The sequence below is a fragment of the Sphingobacterium paramultivorum genome, assembly GCF_014109745.1.
GTDB lineage: Bacteria > Bacteroidota > Bacteroidia > Sphingobacteriales > Sphingobacteriaceae > Sphingobacterium > Sphingobacterium paramultivorum.
The window spans coordinates 4,877,122-4,898,909 of record NZ_CP058555.1 but is presented as its reverse complement, the minus strand read 5'-3'; the positions used below and the strand labels follow the sequence as shown (position 1 = coordinate 4,898,909).

14 protein-coding genes and 1 tRNA gene are annotated in these 21,788 nt (G+C 40.0%); 7 read left to right on the top strand and 8 right to left on the bottom strand.

The window, feature by feature from the left end:
• Positions 1-31: 31 nt before the first annotated feature.
• A complete protein-coding gene (ctlX, locus tag HS960_RS20370) occupies positions 32-982 on the bottom strand; it encodes a citrulline utilization hydrolase CtlX (protein WP_182330547.1) in 951 nt (316 codons plus the stop codon).
• A gap of 575 nt (positions 983-1,557) precedes the next feature.
• Between ctlX and gcvP the strand changes: the two genes are divergently transcribed.
• From gcvP to HS960_RS20355, 3 genes are all read left to right on the top strand, one after another.
• Positions 1,558-4,431, top strand: a complete 2,874-nt coding sequence (gcvP, locus tag HS960_RS20365) for an aminomethyl-transferring glycine dehydrogenase (RefSeq protein WP_182330546.1) — start codon at positions 1,558-1,560, stop codon at positions 4,429-4,431.
• A 211-nt stretch (positions 4,432-4,642) separates the two neighbouring features.
• Positions 4,643-5,299, top strand: coding sequence for a hypothetical protein (locus HS960_RS20360; protein WP_182330545.1), 657 nt, complete (start codon positions 4,643-4,645; stop codon positions 5,297-5,299).
• A gap of 209 nt (positions 5,300-5,508) precedes the next feature.
• Complete coding sequence (locus HS960_RS20355; protein ID WP_182330544.1) at positions 5,509-6,336, top strand: N-acetylmuramoyl-L-alanine amidase; 828 nt, start codon at positions 5,509-5,511, stop codon at positions 6,334-6,336.
• A gap of 75 nt (positions 6,337-6,411) precedes the next feature.
• Here the strand turns inward: HS960_RS20355 and idi are convergent, their stop codons facing one another.
• The 7 genes from idi to HS960_RS20320 form a co-directional block, all read right to left on the bottom strand.
• Positions 6,412-6,951, bottom strand: a complete 540-nt coding sequence (gene idi / locus HS960_RS20350) for an isopentenyl-diphosphate Delta-isomerase (protein WP_182330543.1) — start codon at positions 6,949-6,951, stop codon at positions 6,412-6,414.
• 76 nt (positions 6,952-7,027) lie between these two features.
• The gene (locus HS960_RS20345) at positions 7,028-8,341 is read right to left on the bottom strand and encodes a nicotinamide mononucleotide adenylyltransferase (protein WP_153845321.1); all 1,314 of its coding nucleotides are present in this window, start codon (positions 8,339-8,341) and stop codon (positions 7,028-7,030) included.
• Positions 8,342-8,420: 79 nt separating this feature from the next.
• Positions 8,421-8,963, bottom strand: coding sequence for an NUDIX hydrolase (locus tag HS960_RS20340; protein ID WP_153845322.1), 543 nt, complete (start codon positions 8,961-8,963; stop codon positions 8,421-8,423).
• Positions 8,963-10,699 (bottom strand): phospho-sugar mutase, encoded by a 1,737-nt coding sequence (locus HS960_RS20335; RefSeq protein ID WP_153845323.1) that lies wholly within the window; start codon positions 10,697-10,699, stop codon positions 8,963-8,965. The genes HS960_RS20340 and HS960_RS20335 overlap by 1 nt, the downstream gene beginning before the upstream one ends.
• Before the next feature lie 32 nt (positions 10,700-10,731).
• Complete coding sequence (locus HS960_RS20330; RefSeq protein WP_153845324.1) at positions 10,732-11,415, bottom strand: hypothetical protein; 684 nt, start codon at positions 11,413-11,415, stop codon at positions 10,732-10,734.
• Between the two features lie 17 nt (positions 11,416-11,432).
• Positions 11,433-12,197, bottom strand: a complete 765-nt coding sequence (locus tag HS960_RS20325) for an enoyl-CoA hydratase/isomerase family protein (RefSeq protein WP_153845325.1) — start codon at positions 12,195-12,197, stop codon at positions 11,433-11,435.
• 36 nt (positions 12,198-12,233) lie between these two features.
• Positions 12,234-14,918, bottom strand: coding sequence for a carboxypeptidase-like regulatory domain-containing protein (locus tag HS960_RS20320; RefSeq protein ID WP_182330542.1), 2,685 nt, complete (start codon positions 14,916-14,918; stop codon positions 12,234-12,236).
• Between the two features lie 123 nt (positions 14,919-15,041).
• Between HS960_RS20320 and purD the strand changes: the two genes are divergently transcribed.
• From purD to HS960_RS20300, 4 genes are all read left to right on the top strand, one after another.
• Positions 15,042-16,316 (top strand): phosphoribosylamine--glycine ligase, encoded by a 1,275-nt coding sequence (purD, locus tag HS960_RS20315; protein WP_153845327.1) that lies wholly within the window; start codon positions 15,042-15,044, stop codon positions 16,314-16,316.
• Positions 16,317-16,403: 87 nt separating this feature from the next.
• Positions 16,404-16,475: transfer RNA gene (locus tag HS960_RS20310), tRNA-Glu, on the top strand.
• Between the two features lie 735 nt (positions 16,476-17,210).
• A complete protein-coding gene (locus HS960_RS20305) occupies positions 17,211-18,677 on the top strand; it encodes an IPT/TIG domain-containing protein (protein WP_182330541.1) in 1,467 nt (488 codons plus the stop codon).
• A 13-nt stretch (positions 18,678-18,690) separates the two neighbouring features.
• Positions 18,691-21,780 carry a SusC/RagA family TonB-linked outer membrane protein gene (locus HS960_RS20300; protein ID WP_182330540.1) on the top strand — a complete coding sequence of 1,030 codons (3,090 nt, stop codon included), beginning with the start codon at positions 18,691-18,693 and terminating at the stop codon, positions 21,778-21,780.
• Positions 21,781-21,788 lie beyond the last annotated feature (8 nt).

Here is a 21,788-nt window from a genome sequence, read left to right as displayed (position 1 = left end):
GAGCAGCCTAACTGCATCATTATGCTTGGGGCTAGCTCAGTATGTTTTCTTTCGGAAGAAAAACTTCAGCCATCATGTGACGTACACTTCCACCACCACATGTCTCGATAACATGTAGGTCTTGATGGATGATTTTACCATGCTTTTCTAATTGCGCTGTTTGGTATAAAGTCAATGAAGATAAAGCCTGATTGCTCAGGACAATAAAACGATTGCCATATTTATTTCTCACCTGGAGGCAGTTTGCTGCAAAAGATTCGAGTTGGTTCTCATTGATTTCAATGATCTCTTTGCCTGTATCTTTTAGACTCTTCAGCAGGGTTTGGAGCTCGGCCTGATTATCGATTGCCTGTGGGCATAAGATGGCAAAGTCTTCGCCTACGGCTAGCACCACATTGGTGTGATAGATAGGTCTCCGCTCTCCATTGACAGTTTGGAAGGCGTGAAATACAACAGGCGTGTAGTTTTCAGTCCTGCAGTATTCGTCGAGCATATCCCGGTCTGCCCTTTCCGATAAGGCACAGTAGGCTACACGGTGAGCGCGGTCCAAGACAAGTGCGCCAGTGCCCTCCAAATATTGCTTATTGTTTTCGGCTTCACTGAGATCCTTGGTTAGTTTTACATAATAACCGTTTTGCTTCAATGGACCTTCGAAATCCAATAAATGTTCTTTTCGACGATTGGGAGCAAACATAGGATAGAAAATTATTTTTCCATCCTGATGAAAGGAGACAATATTATTGGGGAATATACTGTCGGGGCTTTCTGATTTCTCGTCGTCCTGAATGACAGTCACCAAAATTCCATGTGACTTCAATTCATTTACTAACGCGTCAAACTCTCCTTGCGCTTCTTTGTTGACTTCTTCTATACTGAGATTTTCGATATCCCTTTGGAAGAAATTGTTGACCGCAGTCTGTTCATTTTTACGGAAGACAGAGGGTCTTACTAAAAGAACGCTGTCTGTTACCTGTTTTCTCATGGTTTATAATCGTTACTTCGCTGTTTTATATTCGTTAAAAAGAAATGATATTCGTTTTTTGTGATAATTTACATTTGTCAAAAGAGATGCTTCCCTAGCTGGATAATGTTTTCTTTGTTAAGATTCCTGATAGCAAAATACCCTTGATATCAGTTGTTCTTAGCAAAAAAGTGTATATCGTTATTTCGAAGTCACTTTACAATTGGTACATATACTAATTTATTGAAAATTCATTGGCATTGCAAAAAAGAATAGTGAAGTAATGAAAGAAATGCGTAGGTGAAATAACAGATAACCCTGTGTTTTTTTAAAATTGTAGCAAGCGATTGTTGTATTGTTTGTTATATTTATAATGAACAATCTGTATGTTTGAGGTTATTCCAAAAATTAATTGACAAAGACAATCGATTGCATTTCAGTAGCTCAGTAAAACTGACTTTTTATCCACTTTTTTGCTTCGTTTTCAGTCATTTATTTTGCTATCTTTGCTCATCCAAAAAACGACTGTTTATAAGAGAGTTAATTGCCTAATTATTATGTCGCTAACTATCTATAAGCGTTAACTTTTTGCACACATGAGCAATATACACTTCCAAGAAAAATTCGAAAGTCGCCACAATGGCCCAAGTCCAGTTGAAGCGAATGAAATGTTGGCTAAATTAGGCGTTTCGTCAATTGACCAACTTATTGACCAAACGGTCCCTTCTCAAATTCGTGCTCCAAAACCTTTAAATCTTCCTAAAGCATTGTCTGAGGTAGCCTATTTAAAGCGTATTGCGGAAATCGCTGAGAAAAATAAAGTTTTTAAATCTTTTATTGGTCAAGGTTACTACGATGTAATCCTTCCGGGCGTAATTCAACGAAATGTATTTGAAAACCCAGGATGGTATACGCAGTATACTCCTTATCAGGCGGAGATCGCACAAGGTAGGTTACAAGCTTTATTGAACTTCCAGACTGTAATTTGTGACTTCACAGGTTTAGAAATTGCAAATGCTTCTTTGTTAGATGAAGCTACGGCTGCAGCTGAAGCCATGTTTATGCTTTATTCAGCTCGGAAAAATAAAGATGCTAATGTATTCTTGGTGTCGGACAATGCCTATGCGCAGACGGTTGATGTATTGAAGACCCGTGCCTTGTCTTTTGGTATCGAGCTTAAAATTGCGGCTATTGCTGAATCAGAATTGACAGACGATGTATTTGCTGCATTTGTTCAATATCCGGCAGCTGATGGATCAATTGTTGATTATAAATCATTTGCAGCTACAGCTCACAGTAAAAATATTACCGTGTGTGCTGCGGCAGATTTGATGAGTTTAGCATTGCTAACGCCTCCAGGAGAATGGGGTGCAGATGTTGTTGTTGGTAATTCACAACGTTTTGGCGTACCGATGGGCTTTGGTGGTCCTCATGCAGCATATTTTGCGACACGCGACAGCTTTAAGCGTAATATCCCTGGTCGTATTATTGGTGTTACTTCCGATTCAAATGGAAAGTATGCATTGCGTATGGCTTTGCAGACTCGTGAACAACATATCCGCCGTGATAAAGCTTCTTCAAACATTTGTACTGCACAAGCTCTTTTAGCGATTATGGCTTCTTTCTATGCCGTGTACCATGGCCCAGAAGGAATCAAAAATATAGCATCACGTATCAATGCTTTGGCCAATCTGTTGGATCAAGCATTACAGTCCTTGGGTTATACGCAATTGAATGCAGCTTATTTTGATACACTACGTGTAGGCTTAGGTGCTCATGCTGGTGCTTTGAAATCTGAAGCATTAAATAACGAATTAAACTTCTATTATAATGGTTCGGAAGTTTCAATTGCTATCGACGAAACAACTACATACGAAGATATTAAAACGATTGTCAAAGTATTTGCTAAAATTCAAGGTAAAACATTGAATGACGTAGATTTCGATGCATTAGAAGAGAATTTAGGTTCTTCAATTCCTGCCGATTTAGTACGTACTTCTGCTTACTTAACACATCCAAACTTTAATAGCTATCATTCTGAGCATGAGATGTTGCGCTATATCAAATCGTTGGAAGCAAAAGATTTATCGCTTTGCCACTCGATGATTCCATTGGGTTCATGTACGATGAAATTGAATGCTACAGCTGAAATGGTGCCAGTTACTTGGGCGAGATTTGGCGGTTTACATCCATTTGCTCCGACAGATCAAACTTCTGGATATATGCAAATGATCGGTGAATTGAACGATTGGTTGTCTGAAATTACCGGTTTTGCGAAGATGAGTTTCCAACCAAATTCAGGAGCACAAGGCGAGTATGCTGGTCTGATGGTTATCCGTGCTTACCATGAGAGCCGTGGTGATCATGGACGTAATATCTGTTTGATCCCTGCTTCTGCACACGGAACCAACCCTGCTTCTGCTTCTATGGCTGGCTTAAAAGTGGTCGTCGTGAAATGTGATGAATTAGGAAATATCGATATTCCAGATTTAAGAGCAAAAGCGACTGAACATGCAGCAAACTTGAACTCACTGATGGTGACTTATCCTTCTACACATGGTGTATTTGAAGAGTCAATCATTGAAGTCTGTGAAATTGTTCATGCAAACGGCGGTCAGGTTTATATGGACGGTGCGAACATGAATGCACAGGTTGGATTGACAAGCCCAGGGCATATTGGTGCCGATGTTTGTCACTTGAACCTTCATAAAACATTCTGTATTCCTCACGGTGGTGGAGGTCCAGGTATGGGACCTATCGGTGTTGCAAAACACTTAGTTCCTTTCTTACCTAACCACGAAGTGGTTTCGACTTCTGGTGAAGAGGGTATCTCTGCTGTTTCTGCAGCTCCATTTGGTTCAGCATCAATCTTGCTTATTTCCCATGCTTATATTTCAATGATGGGTGGTGAAGGTTTGACAAATGCGACAAGAACAGCAATATTAAATGCAAACTATATTAAAGCACGTTTAGAAAATGCGTATCCAGTACTTTATTCAGGTACTAACGGACGTTGTGCACACGAAATGATCTTAGATTGCCGTGGATTCAAAAACTTCGGTATCGAGGTTGCAGATATTGCAAAACGTTTGATGGATTATGGTTTCCACGCACCGACTGTTTCTTTCCCTGTTGCAGGAACATTGATGGTTGAGCCTACTGAATCGGAGTCTAAGGCTGAATTGGATCGTTTCTGTGATGCATTAGTTGCTATCCGTGAAGAGATCGCTGCGGTTGAAGCAGGAGACGTGGATCAAGCTAACAATGTACTGAAACATGCACCACATACAGCTTCGGTTGTAACAGCAGATGAGTGGGACAGACCTTACAGTCGTCAAACTGCCGCATACCCATTGGAGTATGTAAGAGAACGTAAATTCTGGCCTTCAGTAGGTCGTGTGAACGACTCTCAAGGTGACCGTACATTGATTTGTTCGTGTCCTTCAATTGAAGAATACGCCGAAGCATAATATCGGTAGTTATAACGGAAGGCCTCTATACTGGTATAGGGGCCTTTTTTTGTGTAGCGCAGTCCCATTCGGCAGTACCTGAGTAAAACAAGTGACAGGTAGAAATTTAGGTCGCGCTTTAAGGTCTAAAGATCGTATGCGAACAGATTTTAAAATTTAGATTAATTATATTATTTTGTTCTTTTTAGCGTTTTAATTAAAACTGATAATCATGAAAAGACAATGGAAAGTAATGCCTGTTCTCTTAGGACTGGGCCTTTTGGTCGCGAGCTGCGGCAACAGCAAATCCAGTGAAGGCGGCGAAGATGCTAAGGAGAAAGAGACTGGGATTTCGGATGTGGTTAAAGGAGTATCCAACTTGGGTAATCTGAGTGATGGGGCAAAAAAATTGGAAGACCTTCAAGCCAAACTTAAATCCGAGAAACCTTTAAGTTCGGAAGAGTTGAAAGCTTTTTTACCGGAAAGCTTAGATGGTTTAAAAAGAACTTCCTATTCTGGCGGATCAATGTACGGGGCAGAAGTTGTATCTGGAGAGGCTACTTATACTGTCGATAACCAGAAGGAAATTAAAGTCAATATCATTGATGGCGCGGGCGAGACTGCTTCGGCAATCGTGGGTTTGGCGCAAATGGGCTTCATGGTAGATTCAGAGAAAATTACAGATACTGAAATAGAAAAAACTGGCGAATTTGAAGGTAAACGGGCAAAAACAACGGATAGCAAAGGAGTGGAAGGCTCAACGGCAAAAAGCTCCGAGATAAGTTATCTCGAGAAAGACCGCTATCTAATTACCCTCCGAGGAAATGGGTATAGCCTGGACGAGCTGAAGGGGTTTTTGTCAAAATTGAACCTCAGCGCATTAAAATAATAAAAAATGTAATTTCAGTTAAGCAGGAAATGCATAGTTGACATGGAAAAAGCTCAAACATTGGTTTGGGCTTTTTTTTAAAAGCAGGCGGCGTTGTTCCGAAATGTATAAGAAAAGGATATTTGGAAATTATGTCGAACTATAGGACGAAGCTAATAAATTTGCTTTTGTTGGCAAATTTGCCTTAGTTTGTGCTGAAACATTTCAATATGAAGATACTAAAATTTTCCATCAATCTTTGTGTCGCAACAGCATTATTGGCTTCCTGTGCGGGAGGGAAATACGCGAAGACTGAAAAGGTATATAAGAAGCAAGCAAAAGAATTTTCAAAACTCTATAAACAATCGCCTGTCACCGGTCAATTGGAGAAGGTGAATGTCAAAGAACAACAATGGATCGCCTCGATTAATTTTGGCATCCGTAAACCAAATTTTGTAGTCATTCATCATACTGCACAGGATTCTTTGGGACAGACCATCCGTACATTTCATTCCGCGAAAGCAGGTGTAAGCTCCCATTATGTGGTAGGTCGGGATGGAAAAGTCGTTCAGATGGTCAATGACCTCTATCGGGCACATCATGCGGGCTTGGGGAAATGGGGCAATGATACGGACCTCAATTCTTCTTCCATTGGCATTGAGCTCGACAATAATGGGACTACTGATCCTTGGACTGATGGCCAAATAAAAGCCTTGACGCAGTTGTTGACTTATTTAAAGGCGACCTATAGAATCCCGCAGGCAAATTTTATTGGACATATGGATTTGGCACCAACTCGAAAAAACGATCCGTCACGTTTCCCATGGAAAAAACTGGCTGATCAAGGATTCGGCTTTTGGTATGAGGACTATTTAGAGGTGCCTCCAGCAGACTTTAACCCGAAAATGGCACTACGTATTATCGGTTACGATGTAAGTAATCTCGATGCGGCAATAAAAGCATTTAAGATTCACTACATTCAGCAGGACGTAAATACAGCGTTCATGAGTGAGAATGATCTTAAAATTCTGTATTCCATCTATAAAAAATTCTTATAGCGATTCGCTAAACTAAAGACAAAAAAGATCCTGCTTTTTAAAAGGCAGGATCTTTTTTTGCACGGTATAAGATTGTTATAATTTGTTTTTATATATACTAAAGTAAGTATCAAACGCACGTTGATAGATTAGTTTGAACCAGGGGGTAAACTGCTCGGGTGAGTGTTGTATTTCATTTTGAATTTCCCGTTGATTCATGTATTTTGTTGCGGCAACTTCTTCTTCGTTAATTTCTGGAGTCCCATTAAATTTTCCGAATAAGACATAATCGAATTCATGCTCCGTAAGTCCGTTGTCAAATTGAGCTTTATAAACGAACGAGAAGATATCTTGAAGAGCTGTAGCTGTAATCCCTAATTCTTCCATTAAGCGCCTTTTGGCGGCGTCTACGTTACTTTCTTCCAGGCGCTGATGCGAGCAGCAGCTATTGGTCCAAAGTCCGCCACAGTGGTATTTACTTAATGCTCTTTGTTGCAGGAGCAATTCATCTTGGTCATTGAACAAAAATACACTAAAAGCACGGTGCAATAGCCCCTTTTCATGGGCTTCATATTTCTCCATGCTGCCAATCATCTTGTCATTGCTGTCAACCAGTATTACATTTTCTTGCTTCATAAGGCACAAAAATAAATATAGCCCAATTTAAGAAAATTGGGCTATATAATAAATTAAAATTTTGGAGACGATCTGCTTATACGGTTTTTACAAATTTCTCATCGTAATTTTCAATATCTATGATATAGCCGTTTTTAATTAAGAATTCAAATAAAGGTTTGGCTTCTTCAGAAACCGGCATATTGTGCGTCGTAATAATCTTATTTTCTTTTTTCAAGAGATAAGGATATGCGTAGAGTTTCACATTTTTATTGAACATTCCCGAGATATAGGAAAGGAGTTCATTGGTGTATAACTCTTTATTATAATTATCTGAATTGAAAATGTTCTTTAAATTGTAAACGTTGGTTGCAATTCCAATGTTCTTAGGCTTAAAGTTGCTTATAAACTCTGCTAAATGATTATTTCTTCTAAAGTTGCTAACGATAATATTATTGCCTGTCGCACATAGTTCGTCAGCTCTAGAAGCAAATTCTTGCAGGTCTTCATCTGTAATTTCATGCGTATCTTCCAACACATTTCCCATCAGGACCTCAATTAATACAATGGTGTCTGTGTCGGTTGCACCCGTATTTTTTTTGAACTGTTCAACGGCAAGATTGAAGAGATCAAAGTTTGGAAGGGATTTTTGACGGTATTTGGTGCGAAGTAAAATAATGTTCTTTTTGTACAGATAATCTTTGATTTGTACCGCTTTACCATCAGGCTGGAATATTGCGGCTTTAGCAAATCCTTTTGCAATCAGGTATAAGTTGATTAGACGTTGGTTGACGTTTTCAAATAGAGGCCCGTTTAATTTAACCAGGTCAATCTCAACGGAACCAACAGAAAGGTTATCGACCAATGATTCGATCATGGTCTGCACATTGTCTGTATAATAATAAGCCGCAAATAATAGGTTTACACCAATTATACCTAAAACTTTTTGTTGCAATTGGTTGTCGCTGTCTAGCAGTCTTACATGGACAATGATATCATTTGTAGGGCCTCCAACTTCATGTTGGAAGCGAAGTCCGATCCAGCCATGAGGTTCATTTGTCTTGGTGAAATTGAGGGTTGTTACGGTATCTGCAAAGGCAAAGAATTTTTTGTTGCAGTATTTATCGCCATGAAGTCGTTGGGTAAGAAGATTGAATTCATGGGAGAGCATTTTCTTTAAACGTGTTCTGCTGACATATCGACCATCAGCCTCTTCACCATAAATTGCATCACTGAAAGCCATGTCGTAAGCTGACATTGTTTTAGCAATTGTGCCTGATGCTGCTCCTGCGTTGAAAAAGTTACGTGCGACTTCCTGTCCAGCACCGATCTCTGCAAAGGTTCCATAAATCTCTGGGTTTAGATTTATTTTCAGGGCCTTTCGCTTGGTTTCAAAAATTTCTCTTGCCATGATGCAAAGGTACAAAAATCAGCAAGCTAGTGAAAATTAAAAGTATGAATGAAAAAAACAGAATAAAATTAGGCTTGTTTTATAACAAGCCTAATTTGTTGAAAGCATAGAATAGCGCACTAGCATGTAGTGCCTGACTGAATTTGTTGTTCAGCAACATGCTTTTTGCTTCTTCAAGCGGTATACGATAAACATCGATTTCTTCATGTTCATCTAATGCCTGTTCCTGAACTTTTTTGCCCCCTGTCATCAGGTAGGTATAGGTAATATTGCCACTTGTCGCCGGGTTGGCATAAAGCGTGGCGATTTCTTCAATCTGATCAAATTGATAGCCTGTTTCTTCAAGCATTTCACGCACAGCAGCATTTTTAGGATCTTCTCCTGGTTCTGTTGTCCCTGCGGGAATCTCCAATGAAATAATGCCTGCTCCATGGCGGTATTGCTTAATGACCAGAAGTTCGTTCTGCTCAGTAATTCCGATCATATTTACCCAATCTGGATACTCCAGTACGTAATAATGGTCATTGATCCGTCCATCCGGAAGCTCACAGGTATCTCTGCGCAGTGTAGCCCAAGGCTCTTTACAGATATATTCAGAGGATAGTAGTTTCCATTTTTCCATTAGCTTACAATATCTTTCATCATACGGTCAACCTTTTCTTCCAAAATAGTTTGCACATCGAAATAATCAGCGGTATCCTTTAAGCTTTCTTTTACAGAACAGTAAAATTTAATCTTGGGTTCCGTTCCCGATGGTCTGGCAGAAATCACATCGCCATCTACTGTTATAAATTGTAACACATCAGATTTAGGTAACGCGATCGCTCTTCGCTCCCCTGTACTCATATCTGTGATTTGGGAAAGCTGATAGTCCCTGATTTCTTTGACTTTTATTCCACCGAGTATGGTTGGTAGATTATGACGTAAGCCATTCATCATGGCCTGAATTTCTTCGGCACCAGCCTTTCCTTTTTTTGTTAGGGAAATTAGCTTTTCTTGATAACAGCCAAATTCTTTGTAGATATCTAATAGAACTTCGTAAACTGTTTTTCCTTTTGTTTTGAAATAGGCGGTCATTTCGGCTAGGAAAGCACAAGCGTTTGGAGCGTCCTTGTCACGCACTAGATCGCCGACCAAGAAACCATAGCTTTCCTCGCCGCCCACAAGATATTGTGCTGAATCGCCTAGATTAGTAATCAATTCACCAATATATTTGAAGCCTGTCAGTGTTTCATAATGCGTTACACCGTAGTGATCTGCAATATCGGCTTGTAAATTGCTGGTTACGATTGTTTTTACAATATATGGATTCGATCCGAGTTGTTTTAGTTCACTTTTTGCACTGAGGACATAGTATATCAATAAACTGCCGATCTGATTACCATTGAGCAGTTGAAACTGTCCCTTATTATTTTTTACGGCAATCCCTACACGATCAGCATCGGGATCTGTTGCTAATACAAGGTCAGCATCAATTTCTTCCCCTTTTTTCTTTGCTAAGGCCATTGCATCTTCCTCTTCGGGGTTTGGATAGATTACTGTTGGAAAGTTGCCATCGGGCGTGGCCTGTTCAGCAACGACTGAAACATTTTCAAATCCCCAGGCTTCTAGCATTTTAGGAACAATGGTAATTCCAGTGCCATGTATCGGCGAAAAAACAATTTTCAAGTTTTTTTGAGCCCTTACCGCTTCCGGATGAATACTTAATGTTTTATTGGCATTGATATAGAGCTGATCGATTTCTTCCCCGACAGGAATGATGTTTTGCGTATTTCCGTCAAATTTAATAGCGCTAACTGAACTGATTGCGTTTACTTCGTCGATTACATTTTTATCATGAGGTGCAGTCAGCTGGCAGCCATCGTTCCAGTAAGCCTTATAACCATTATACTCCTTTGGGTTGTGTGAAGCCGTTAGCATTACACCGCTCTGACAGCCGAAATGACGGATGGCAAACGACAATACTGGGGTCGGGCGCAATGCGGTGAACAGATGTACCTTGATGCCGTTGGCCGCAAACACGTTTGCAACCAGCTGGCCAAAAGCCTGCGAATTGTTGCGGCTATCATAAGATACCGCTACTTTAATCTCCTGATCTGGGAACTGTTTCTTTAGATAGTTTGCTAATCCTTGCGTGGCTTTGCCGATCGTATACTTATTCATACGATTGGAGCCCACACCCATAATGCCCCTTAAACCTCCGGTTCCAAATTCAAGATCCTTGTAAAAAGAATCCGTAAGTTCTGTCTCCTCATTATTGTCGATTAAATTCTGAACTGCTTTCCGAGTTCCTTCATCATAACTTGGGGTTAACCAATCTTCGATTTTCTTTTGTATGTCCTTATCTAAATTTTTCATTATCGTTAAGTTTGGTTAAAATTTACAAAATATTATGCGTCACATCCAGCATAAGCACGGTCTATTACTGTAATATACCATTTTTCTTCCTCTTTTGTCACGTGAAAAACAAAGGGTTCTTCATGCTCATTGGAGGTCATAATGGCTCTATAACTTCTGGATTCTATATTTCTTAGTCGCTGTAATTCAGTATTACTAATTTTGGCATCAAGAATTTCATTCATGAACTTTGCCGTTTGAGATAGTTCATTGGGGCGGGACTTTTTATCATAATAGAATCCGGCTTTATCCCACTTCATCGTACCACAATCAAAAATAGGTAGTTTTCCGGCCTTCAATGGGCCCTTGTACGTTAACTTTTCATAAGAATGGTACTCTGGCACAGGTTTAGAAAAATTAAAACTGTTTTGGTGTACATAAGAGTCTAGCGCGCCGGGACGATAGATAATATAAATTCCCAATTTGGGATGTATATAGGAATTTATTGTTTTACTGTCCTGTTCTGAATATGCCTTGGCAAGTTTCTCCAGTACTTCCTCCAGCGTTTCGGAGTTCTCTTTCTTTACTTCCTTTTCAGTCGTGTCACGTTTTTGTAGGGTATCCACAGGAATTGAATCCTGAATGATTTTTACAGCTTTATCCTCTTTTTTGCTATTTCTACAGGAGATCGTGCTTGCAGTTAGACAAATAAGAATAAAGAAAAAGAGATTTCTCATGATGATTTTGTTTAATATTACTTCTTTGAAGTCAAGTTTTCAATGATTGACTTTAAAATAGAGCGTGTTGACGGAAGCCACCATTGTTCGAGGATGCGCTGGATTGTCTCTTCCCTATTCTCGCGCAATTTAAGGATTATTTCCTTTCGGAAGTTCAATTTGGATGTCTGCCAGGTCTTTTGGTTGAACTGGGTGATCTGTTTTATTTTTTTTGTTGCGGTATTGAAGAGTATATTAGCGGGAACAATGTCATCGATAAGACCCTGTGTTTTTGCTTCTACAGGAGAAAGCAATTTACCTTCGAGCAAATTCTGATAAGCATTCCGTTTTCCGATCCAAAATGCATAAAGCTGAAATATACTTTCAGGGACGATGAGTCCGACAGGAATCTCGTTAAGACCGATCACAAAATTCCCTTCGGCCATAATCCGATAGTCACAGCATAGCGCCAGTACGCATCCTCCAGCTGGGCTATGACCAGATATTGCGGCGACTATTGGTTTTGGAAAAGCCGCGAGTAATGATGTCGCTTCCAGGAATAAATTCCAGAATTCCCGAATTTGTTCTTCATCGTATTGGAATAAGGTAATTAGATCGAGTCCCGCGCTAAAGAAGTTTTCCTTGCCAATCAATATTGCACCATAAATAGCTTCATTTTGCTGGGAAGATTCCAAGGTATTTATCAGTTCCTTCAATAGTTGTGTGTCGATGGCATTTGATTTTCCCCTGTCGATGAAAATACTTAAAATATGATCTTCTATTTTGGTTTTAATATGTTCCATAACCTTGTCTTTAAATTTAACGATTTGTTTGCACTACTATTGTGGTTTTACCTCTATTAAATACTCAAGATGAGCAATCTTGCCATCCATGCTTATTCCCTCAACGGTTAGTTTGTAAGTCCCAGGTTCGTCAGAAGTGAAGAATTCGAAATGCGTTTTCCCATCTTTTGGTATGATCAGATTTGGTTCCCATGCGATTGTTGTCCGTAGATCGCGTGTAAGCTTATGTTGGATTGTTGCATCATATTGGGGCTTGAAAAAGGTTCGGGGTACATATAGCCCTTTTGGCGTGATCGTTAGAATTCCTGTAGGGGTATAAGATGAGGAGATGGCATCTCCCGATTTACTGGTAATAACGATAACACCGTTGCCTCCGTAGCTGCCGTATATGGCCGTGTTGCCTATGCTGCGGAGAACCTCAATACTAGCAATATCGGCGACATTGATCATATCAATTTGATCAGCTTCAATATACATCCCATCAAGAACAATTTGCATGGGACTTCCGCCATTTAACCCCATGGATCTTGTGCTGTAAGGGACACCATTTCGAAACATGACACCAACTAATCGACCCGCAAGACACTGCTCCAGTGTCGTACAAGTGGAAAGGTCTTCTGCCGAAATGACCTGATCGGCATTTCCTGGTCCATTGAGGTTTCTGGAGTTCTTGTCAGCTTTATTTGTTCGTACTCTATTGACCTGTACCTCTTCCAACCGAATGCTCTTTTGGATTATGCCCGCAGCTTCCAATTCGCCAAGGAATTGTTGGCTATTTTTCAGTTGTGTAAGCAGCGTGGTATTGATGTCGTTAACCAGCAAGGGTTGATCTTTACTCGTATTTGGAAGGGGGGTGAGCGGGTTGTCTATAACAATATCAACTCTTTTTTTCTCCTTAGGGCCATCACCTGTCACAATAAACTTGACACTGTCTGCAAATAAAAGTTCGTCAAATGAAAATCGCCCATTATTGTCTGTCAGCGTATCTACACTCAGCAACATATTGCTCGTCGGTATCAGCGTTACTTTGGCATTTGGAACTACAGCCTTTCGGGCCGTTTTCTTGATGGTCCCAGCGATCGTAAGTCCTTTTTCAGGAAGGAATGAAGTTGTTGATGTACTGGTGTAATTCTTCCAGTCCAACTTGCGCCAACCTTGGATCAACATAAGATTGTCCAGTTCAGTCAGTTTAATGTTTGTTAAATCCTCAAAGTAATAATTGGGGCGTTCAATAAAGCCACGAAGATCAGATTTCAATAGTAGCTCCGAGACAATAGATGAATAATAGCGATCTGTCGTGGAATCAACCTTGCTGAGGTTTACCACTGATGCGGAGAGCGCAGCAAACCTAGTGGTGTCACTATCGTCATATTTGACGGAAAGATTTGCCATCACTTTATCGCGTGTTGTGAAGCTGGATTTGTTGAGTTCTACGGAGACAGGAAGTAAGGTCGATGTCGTATTGTAATTAAATACCAATCTTTCTGCTATAGGAACCATTTGTTCTGTTAAGATGGATAATTGTAAAACTCCAGAAGGTAGGTTTTTTTTAGGGATATTGAATAGGATCTCCGTTCCATTTAATTTCTGCTTAGCGGCATGGAAGACAAGGCCATTGTATTGGGCGACCAGATAAATATCTTTGCCATTGACCAAGTCTGCAGTAGCGGAAAGTTGTGCTGCAATCTTATCCTTTAGTACTGAATTTACCGTTAGAACATATCCGGAATTTTGTACAGGGGGTAAAGAAGCACTTGTTGAAGACCCATCTTCGAAAAGGGCTGTAGCGACGTATTTTTTTCCCGTCTGTAAGACGAGTGGGATACTTCCCATACCCAGTGAATTTGTTTCAAAGTCTGCAATAGTCGTTTGATTTTCTTCCACCACGGTTATTTTCGCTTTTTTTCCCAATCCAGCAGGAGTAAGGATTTTGAACCCTGTTTTGGATAATATGTTGTTGATCAGTTCGCCACTTTCGGGAAAAATTTGAATGCTATTTTGGCTGTTTGGATCGGGGATAACAAAACTTTTGAGAATACGTCTTTTATCCAGAGAAAGAAATTGTAAAGACAACGTCCCTCCTTTAAAGTCTTCTTTCAATTCCAGCGCCACAGTGCCATTATCATTCGATTTTAATCGACCGGATTTCTCTTTACTGTTGTTCGGTTGTAGGGTATAACTGATGCTGTTATTAATCAGCGGGGCTCCCTGAATGGTTTTGAGATTAATCTGGAACATGTTTTCTGTTCCGTTTTTGACCAATTCACTTCTCGTCATGATATTATCGGATCGGCCATTTGTGATCGGAATAACGCGTTCATAGAAATTGGCCACAGAGTCATTTTGCATCCATCTGGTAAATGATCTAACGCGGTATGAGCCTTCTTCCAAGGTGTCCGGCAGATTGAAGTCGCCTATACTTAGACCGAGTGTAATTGGAATTTTGATACTTTTAATGATCTTATTAGTTGGAGAAATCAATTCTACATTAGCAATTTTACTAATGTTGCTCAAATAATTAAAAGGGGCGGTGGTGCAGTATAATTTAAACCAGATGGTTTCTCCAGCCGAATAATCATTTTTGTCCAAATGGAGATAGATTTTTTCCTTAATGTGCTGGCTATGGTAAGTATCCAGTTTCTGCAACGTCTGATCGATCTGGGCCGACGCCAACAAAGCGAATAGGAGGCAATTTACTAACAGCAGTAATTTAGCGTACATATGACTAATGTTTTATGAAAATTAGAAAATATTTTCCTTTAATCAATTTATAAATCAAAATATTAGTCTCATTTTAAACGATCTGATACCTTAAAATTAGCATAAAAAAAATATCTTTGTGTTATGAATATCCTAATAATCGGTTCAGGAGGTCGTGAATCCGCCTTCGCCTATAAGTTGTCGAAAAGTCCACGTTTAGATCAATTGTTTATTGCTCCAGGAAATGCTGGAACAGGTGCGTATGGTCAGAATATAAATATTAAAGTTACTGACTTTGCTGCTATTGCTTCCTTCGTTTTGGAGAATAACGTGCAAATGGTGCTCGTCGGTCCCGAAGAGCCTTTGGTAAAAGGTATTCATGATTATTTTTTAAATCGGGAAGATTTAAAAAATATCCCGGTAATAGGGCCACAACAGGAGGGGGCTCAATTGGAGGGCTCAAAAGATTTTTCAAAGCAATTTATGGATCGCCATGGCGTACCTACTGCCGCTTCAAGATCGTTTGATGCAACATCGTTGGAAGATGGATTGGCTTACCTTGAAACGCAAAAATTGCCGATTGTGCTTAAGGCTGATGGTTTAGCTGCAGGCAAAGGAGTGTTGATCTGTGAGACGCTGGAAGATGCTAAAGCTGAGCTAAAAGCGATGATTGCAGATTCAAAGTTTGGAGAAGCTAGCCGAGTTGTGGTTGTTGAAGAATTCTTAAAAGGAATTGAATTGTCTGTTTTTGTTTTGACAGATGGTAATTCATATAAAGTGCTTCCTTCTGCAAAAGATTATAAACGTATTGGGGAAGGTGATACAGGCCTAAACACGGGTGGTATGGGATCGATATCTCCGGTTCCTTTTGCCGATGAGACATTTTTAAATAAAGTAGAAGAGCGTATTATCAGACCGACAGTTGAAGGACTTAAAAAAGATGGTATTCCGTATAAAGGATTTATTTTTATCGGTCTGATGAATGTAGAAGGGGAACCTTATGTCATCGAGTATAATGTTCGTATGGGAGATCCAGAGACTGAATCCGTATTGCCACGTATTGAATCGGATCTATTGGATTTACTGGAAGGTGTTGCACAAGGCAATTTGGATCAACGTTCGTATACGGTATCTCCTAAAACAGCCGTAACGGTTATGTTGGTTGCGGGAGGTTATCCTGGAGATTACGAGTCGGGAAAAGAGATCGCTAATATTGAAAATGTCAAAGAATCTATCGTGTTTCAAGCGGGCACGAAGGAGTTAGATGGTAAGATCGTTACTGCAGGTGGACGTGTAATTGCTGTTACCACATTGCAAGATACGCTATTTGAAGCCCTTCAACAGGCAACTGCAGATGCTGGAAGGATATATTTTGAAGGTAAATACTTCAGAAGAGATATCGGTTTCGACCTTATTTAAAAAATATTTAATTTTTTTTTGGAATACTGATTTTAAGATCTATATTTGCAACTCCAAAAACAACAATGTTATTGGAGTTGCATAAAAGGCCCGTTCGTCTAGGGGTTAGGACGCAAGATTTTCATTCTTGAAACAGGGGTTCGATTCCCCTACGGGCTACAAAAGATAAAACCTGCAAATATTTTTGCAGGTTTTTTTTGTTTGAACCCAAGCGAGCAGCAAATGATGCGGCTTGATCCATAAGACCTCCGAATAGCTGGCTAATTCTCCAGTCAGCCAAAGCAAAATGCTTTTTCACATGCTAACCTTTTTTCAAAATAATATCCAAGAAGTGGCGTGTACGCAAATATGTGGTCATCTTTATTTGCTGTGATACAAATAAGCAGTTTATTGAGAAAATTCTATAGTATCAGAATCTTTACAATCCCTAAATTTGAGTAATCAATTATAGAAAGAAAACCTTAGAGAAGCATTTAGAAAGTCAAATCAGAAATCATTCGTCCATTTTCTTCGTGAAGAAAAAATAGTGTAGAGCGTGGGAATGGGAACCGTTAAGGTCGGCAGCTATTGTGAGTTTAAAATAGAAAATAAGGAGAAAAGTAATTTTTAAAAACCAGAAGACTTTGAAGCAATTGTCATAAAGTCTTTTTTTAGCTTAAGATAGCTAATACCATTTAGCTTTATATAAAAATAACCAATTATGTGGAAATTAAAACAAAGCGTTCGCCTAATAATAGGGCGAGCATCGATCCGTTCGTCCTAAAACTATCCTATAAATAGCAGTAATGTTAATGAAATTTTAAGGAATATATCGCAAAATCGGTGAATCTGGGATTCGTTGACGGTGTTATAGTAAAGTTGTTGAAATAAAATTCTAACCAATAATAATATCTTATGAAAACTAAACAAGCAGCGAGCTTTAGCTGGCTATTGTATGGATTAATCTGGGCTGTTGTCGGGCTAAGTTTAAGCGTTGTAAGTTGTAAAGATGATAAGCCTGTCGGTGTAAATGAAGGGATCCCTTTTGATCCTTCCCAACCTGTGGTTGTATCTGACTTTGCCCCATCATCTGGGGGGGTAGGTCAACGTCTAGTAATCTACGGTAAAAACTTTGGTAATGACCCGAAGAATGTAGCGGTCTTTATCGGCGGAAAACAGGCTGTCGTTGTCAATGCCTTAGGAGAATCTCTGTATTGCCTTGTACCTAAACAGGCATTTAAGGGGGATATTGAGGTCCGCATCGGTAATCAGGACAAGCAAGTTGTAGGTAAAGCTGAGAAAATATTCGATTATCAACGCAAGATGGTTGTGTCCACACTAGCGGGCTACAGAAATGCGCGTGGCGATGAACCCTGGCGGGATGGGAAATTCAAGGACGCAGACGAAAATAAAATGGCAAGCGGGTTTTGGGAGCCTTCTTTTATGAAGTTTGATCCTGCCAATCCTAAGCATCTTTGGATGACCTTTGACAATAATAATGGATTATACCTTGTCAATTTTGAGGATAGTACCATCACGAAAAAACGTTCGGATTTTGATCGTCCACGTAGTGTTGATTTTACTTTAGATAAGAAGTATATGATTATTGCTGAGGATCGCGGCGGCGAGAATGACCGGGCAACATATCGCTTATCGCGTGACAAAAATTGGCAGGATAGGGAAGTTTTAACTACTTATAAACAGTGTAATGGCGCCTCAATCCATCCGGTGAATGGAGAGATGTATTTCAATAGCTATGAAAAGGGTCAATTTTTTCGATTTGACCTCAATAAATACTTTAGTGAAGGTTTAGGTGTCAAAGATTATGAAACGTTATTTGTGGTGCATGATCCACAATGGGAGTACAAGATTTTCATTCATCCAACGGGCAACTACGCCTATATCGTTGTCATTAATCAAGGCTATATTCTCCGTGTAAACTACAACTGGGAAAAGAAACGATTTACACAGCCCTACCTCGTATGTGGTCAAATTAGAGCGTATGGTTATCAAGATGGCGTAGGCTCTTCAGCGCGCCTAAATAATCCTTATCAAGGTGTATTTGTAAAAAATCAAGCCTATGTTGATGCGGGTAAGAATGACGCGTATGATTTCTATTTTACAGATCAGATGAATCATGCGATTCGGATTTTAACCCCTGAAGCAAGTGTTACAACCTTTGCGGGTAGGGGAAGTTCTAGTCTCAATAGTAATCCTTATGGCTATGTCAATGGAGATCTACGTTTAGAAGCACGTTTTGATCGCCCTTCAGGTATTGCCTATGATGAAGCTGAAGGTGCGTTTTATATTGGAGATCAAGCCAATCGTCGTATTCGTAAAATTGCGCTGGAAGAGATGGATCAAGCTAGCCAAAACCAATAAAATAAAAAGAATTATGAAAAGATTATTACTGCTATGTACGCTACTGCTCACGGTAATTGGCCTAACCATGGCCCAAGAAAGCGTGGAGGTTATTGGCCTTGTCTCCGATGTTCAGAAGACACCGATGGTTGGTGTGAGCGTGTCGGTAAAAGATGCTCCGGGATGGGGCGTGGTAACCGATAATAATGGACGTTATAAAATCAAGGTAGATCGCTATAAAACCCTTATTTTTTCTTCTGTTGGCTATCAAAAAAAGGAGGTTTTGGTAAAAGATAATTTGACAGTCAACGTAACCCTGCTGGAAGCGGAAACGAGTGTGTTAGATGAGGTTGTTGTAACGGGTACAGGTACGCAAAAAAGACTCACCTTAACAGGAGCTGTAAGTACAGTAGATGTTGAGACCATGAAATCAAATCCTACATCCAGCATTACAAATGCTCTCGCCGGAAATGTCCCTGGGGTGATGGCTATGATGCAGTCTGGTCAACCAGGTAAGAACATTTCTGAATTTTGGATACGTGGGATCTCGACTTTTGGCGGTGGAACCGCTGCACTGGTGCTGGTTGATAATATTGAACGAGATATCAATGATATCAATATCGAAGATATCGCTACCATTACTGTACTTAAAGATGCGGCTGTAACAGCTATTTATGGGTCTAAGGGGGCCAATGGTGTTATTTTAATCACAACCAAACATGGTAAAGAAGGGAAAATTAGCATTAACCTGAAAGATGAAAATATCTACAATACACGTACCATTACGCCCGAATTTGAGGACGGTGTAACTTATGCAAACCTGCTTAATGAAGCACGTATTACACGAAACAATGCCCCAGTCTACCAACCCGAGGAACTCGAAATCTTAAGATTGGGCCTCGACCCTGATCTTTATCCGAATGTGAATTGGAAAGATCTATTGCTCAAAAAAGGAGCGATGACTTACCGTGCTAATTTGAATTTAAGTGGCGGCGGACCAACTGCACGTTATTTTGTCTCAGGAAGTTATGTTGATGAGGGTGGGATGTACAAAACAGATGAAGCCCTACGTAAAGACTATAACACAAATGCAAATTTTAGACGTTGGAACTATCGCTTAAATACGGATATCAATGTGACCAAATCTACTTTGCTTAAGGTTGGTGTGGCGGGCGACCTGAGTAAACGAAATAGTCCGGGGCTTGGTGATGACTTCTTTTGGGGCGTACTTTTTGGGTATTCGCCCATACGAACTCCAATTATGTATTCAGATGGTCGGGTTCCGGCTATCGGCGAAGGTAATATGACAAACCCGTGGGTCGTGGCAACACAGACTGGTTTCAATGAGAACTGGACAAATAAAGTGCAGACAAATATTACTCTTGAACAGAATTTTGATTTTATCACCAAAGGTCTTCGTTTTCGAGGCATTGTCGGCTACGACACTTTTAACGAGAACAATATTGAGCGACGAAAATGGCCGGAACAATGGCTCGCTGAACGAGCAAGAGATGAAAACGGCCAAATAGTTTACCGACATATATCAGATCCGCGAGAAATGTATCAGTACAGCTTCTCCAAAGGAGACCGACGCGAATTCTATGATATGATGTTCAATTATGATAAAAATATTGGTGATCATAATATCGGAGCGGTTGCCCGGTTTACACGCGATGCTCTTGTAAAAACAGTAGATCTCGGCGATGATATAAAAAATGGTATAGCAAGACGTAATCAAGGGATGGCTGGTCGCGTAACCTATAATTGGAAATCGCGTTATTTTGTTGATTTTAACTTCGGTTATAATGGATCAGAGAACTTTGCCATTGGTCAGCAGTATGGGTTTTTCCCTGCATTTTCAGGAGCGTGGAATGTTTCCGAAGAAACTTTTGTCAAGGAAAATATGCCTTGGATGAACATGTTCAAGATTCGTTATTCTTGGGGTAAAGTGGGGAACGATCAGCTTAAAATTGGGAATGACCTGGAACGCTTTCCGTATTTATATACAATTTCTGGTATTTCTAGTGTTTACAAATGGGGAGACTATGGTGTTGATCGGAATTATACGGGTTTAAGGTATAGTCAAGTTGCTTCACCATATGTGACCTGGGAGATGGCTGTCAAGAAGAATCTGGGATTTGATCTCGCCCTCTTTAAGGATAAAGTTATCGCCAACTTGGATTTCTTTGATGAAAAACGGACCGGCATTTATATGGAACGTAGGTATTTGCCAAGCTTGGTGGGATTGGAAAGTACACCAAGGGCAAATGTGGGAGCGGTTAAATCACGTGGTTTCGATGGACGTTTGGAGTACAAGGGAAAATTGGGCGAAGTTAATCTGACAGGACGAAGCAATATTACCTACAGTAAAAATGAAATTACGACGATCGATGAAGAAAATAATGTGTATGGTTATCAAAATCAAAAAGGCTACCGTGTAGATCAAGCTGTTGGATTGATCTCTTTGGGGCTTTTTAAAGACTATGATGACATTCGCAATAGTCCAAAACAAACCTTCGGAACCTACCAACCCGGCGATATTAAATACAAAGATGTGAATGGTGATGGCGTTATCGATGATGGCGATCGCGTTGCTGTCGGTGCAACTAGAAGACCCAATCTAATCTATGGTGTGGGGACGTCGGCAAGCTGGAAAAATTTGGATATTAGTGTGCATTTTCAAGGTGCAGGCAAATCCACGTTCTTTACTTATGGAAAGACTGTATATGCCTTTAGCGAAGGCGAGTGGGGGCAAGTAATGAAAGGTAGCATGGGCGATAATCGATGGATTGCAGCTGATATTTCTGGAAATCCGGCAACAGAAGATCCAAATGCTTCATATCCTCGCCTTAGTTATGGACCTAATCCGAATAATTTTCGGGAGTCTACCTTTTGGCTGCGTAATGGTCAATATCTTCGACTTAAAACAGTGGATATTGGTTATAGCTTGCCCAAACATTTGGCCAATCGTATCCGGGCAAATAGCATTCGATTTTTTGTAATTGGCAGTAATCTCCTGACTTGGTCAAAATTCAAATTATGGGATCCCGAATTGGCAAGCCCAAGGGGAGAAGATTATCCATTGCCAAAATCGTTCACTTTCGGTGTCAATGTTAACCTATAAAATTTAAA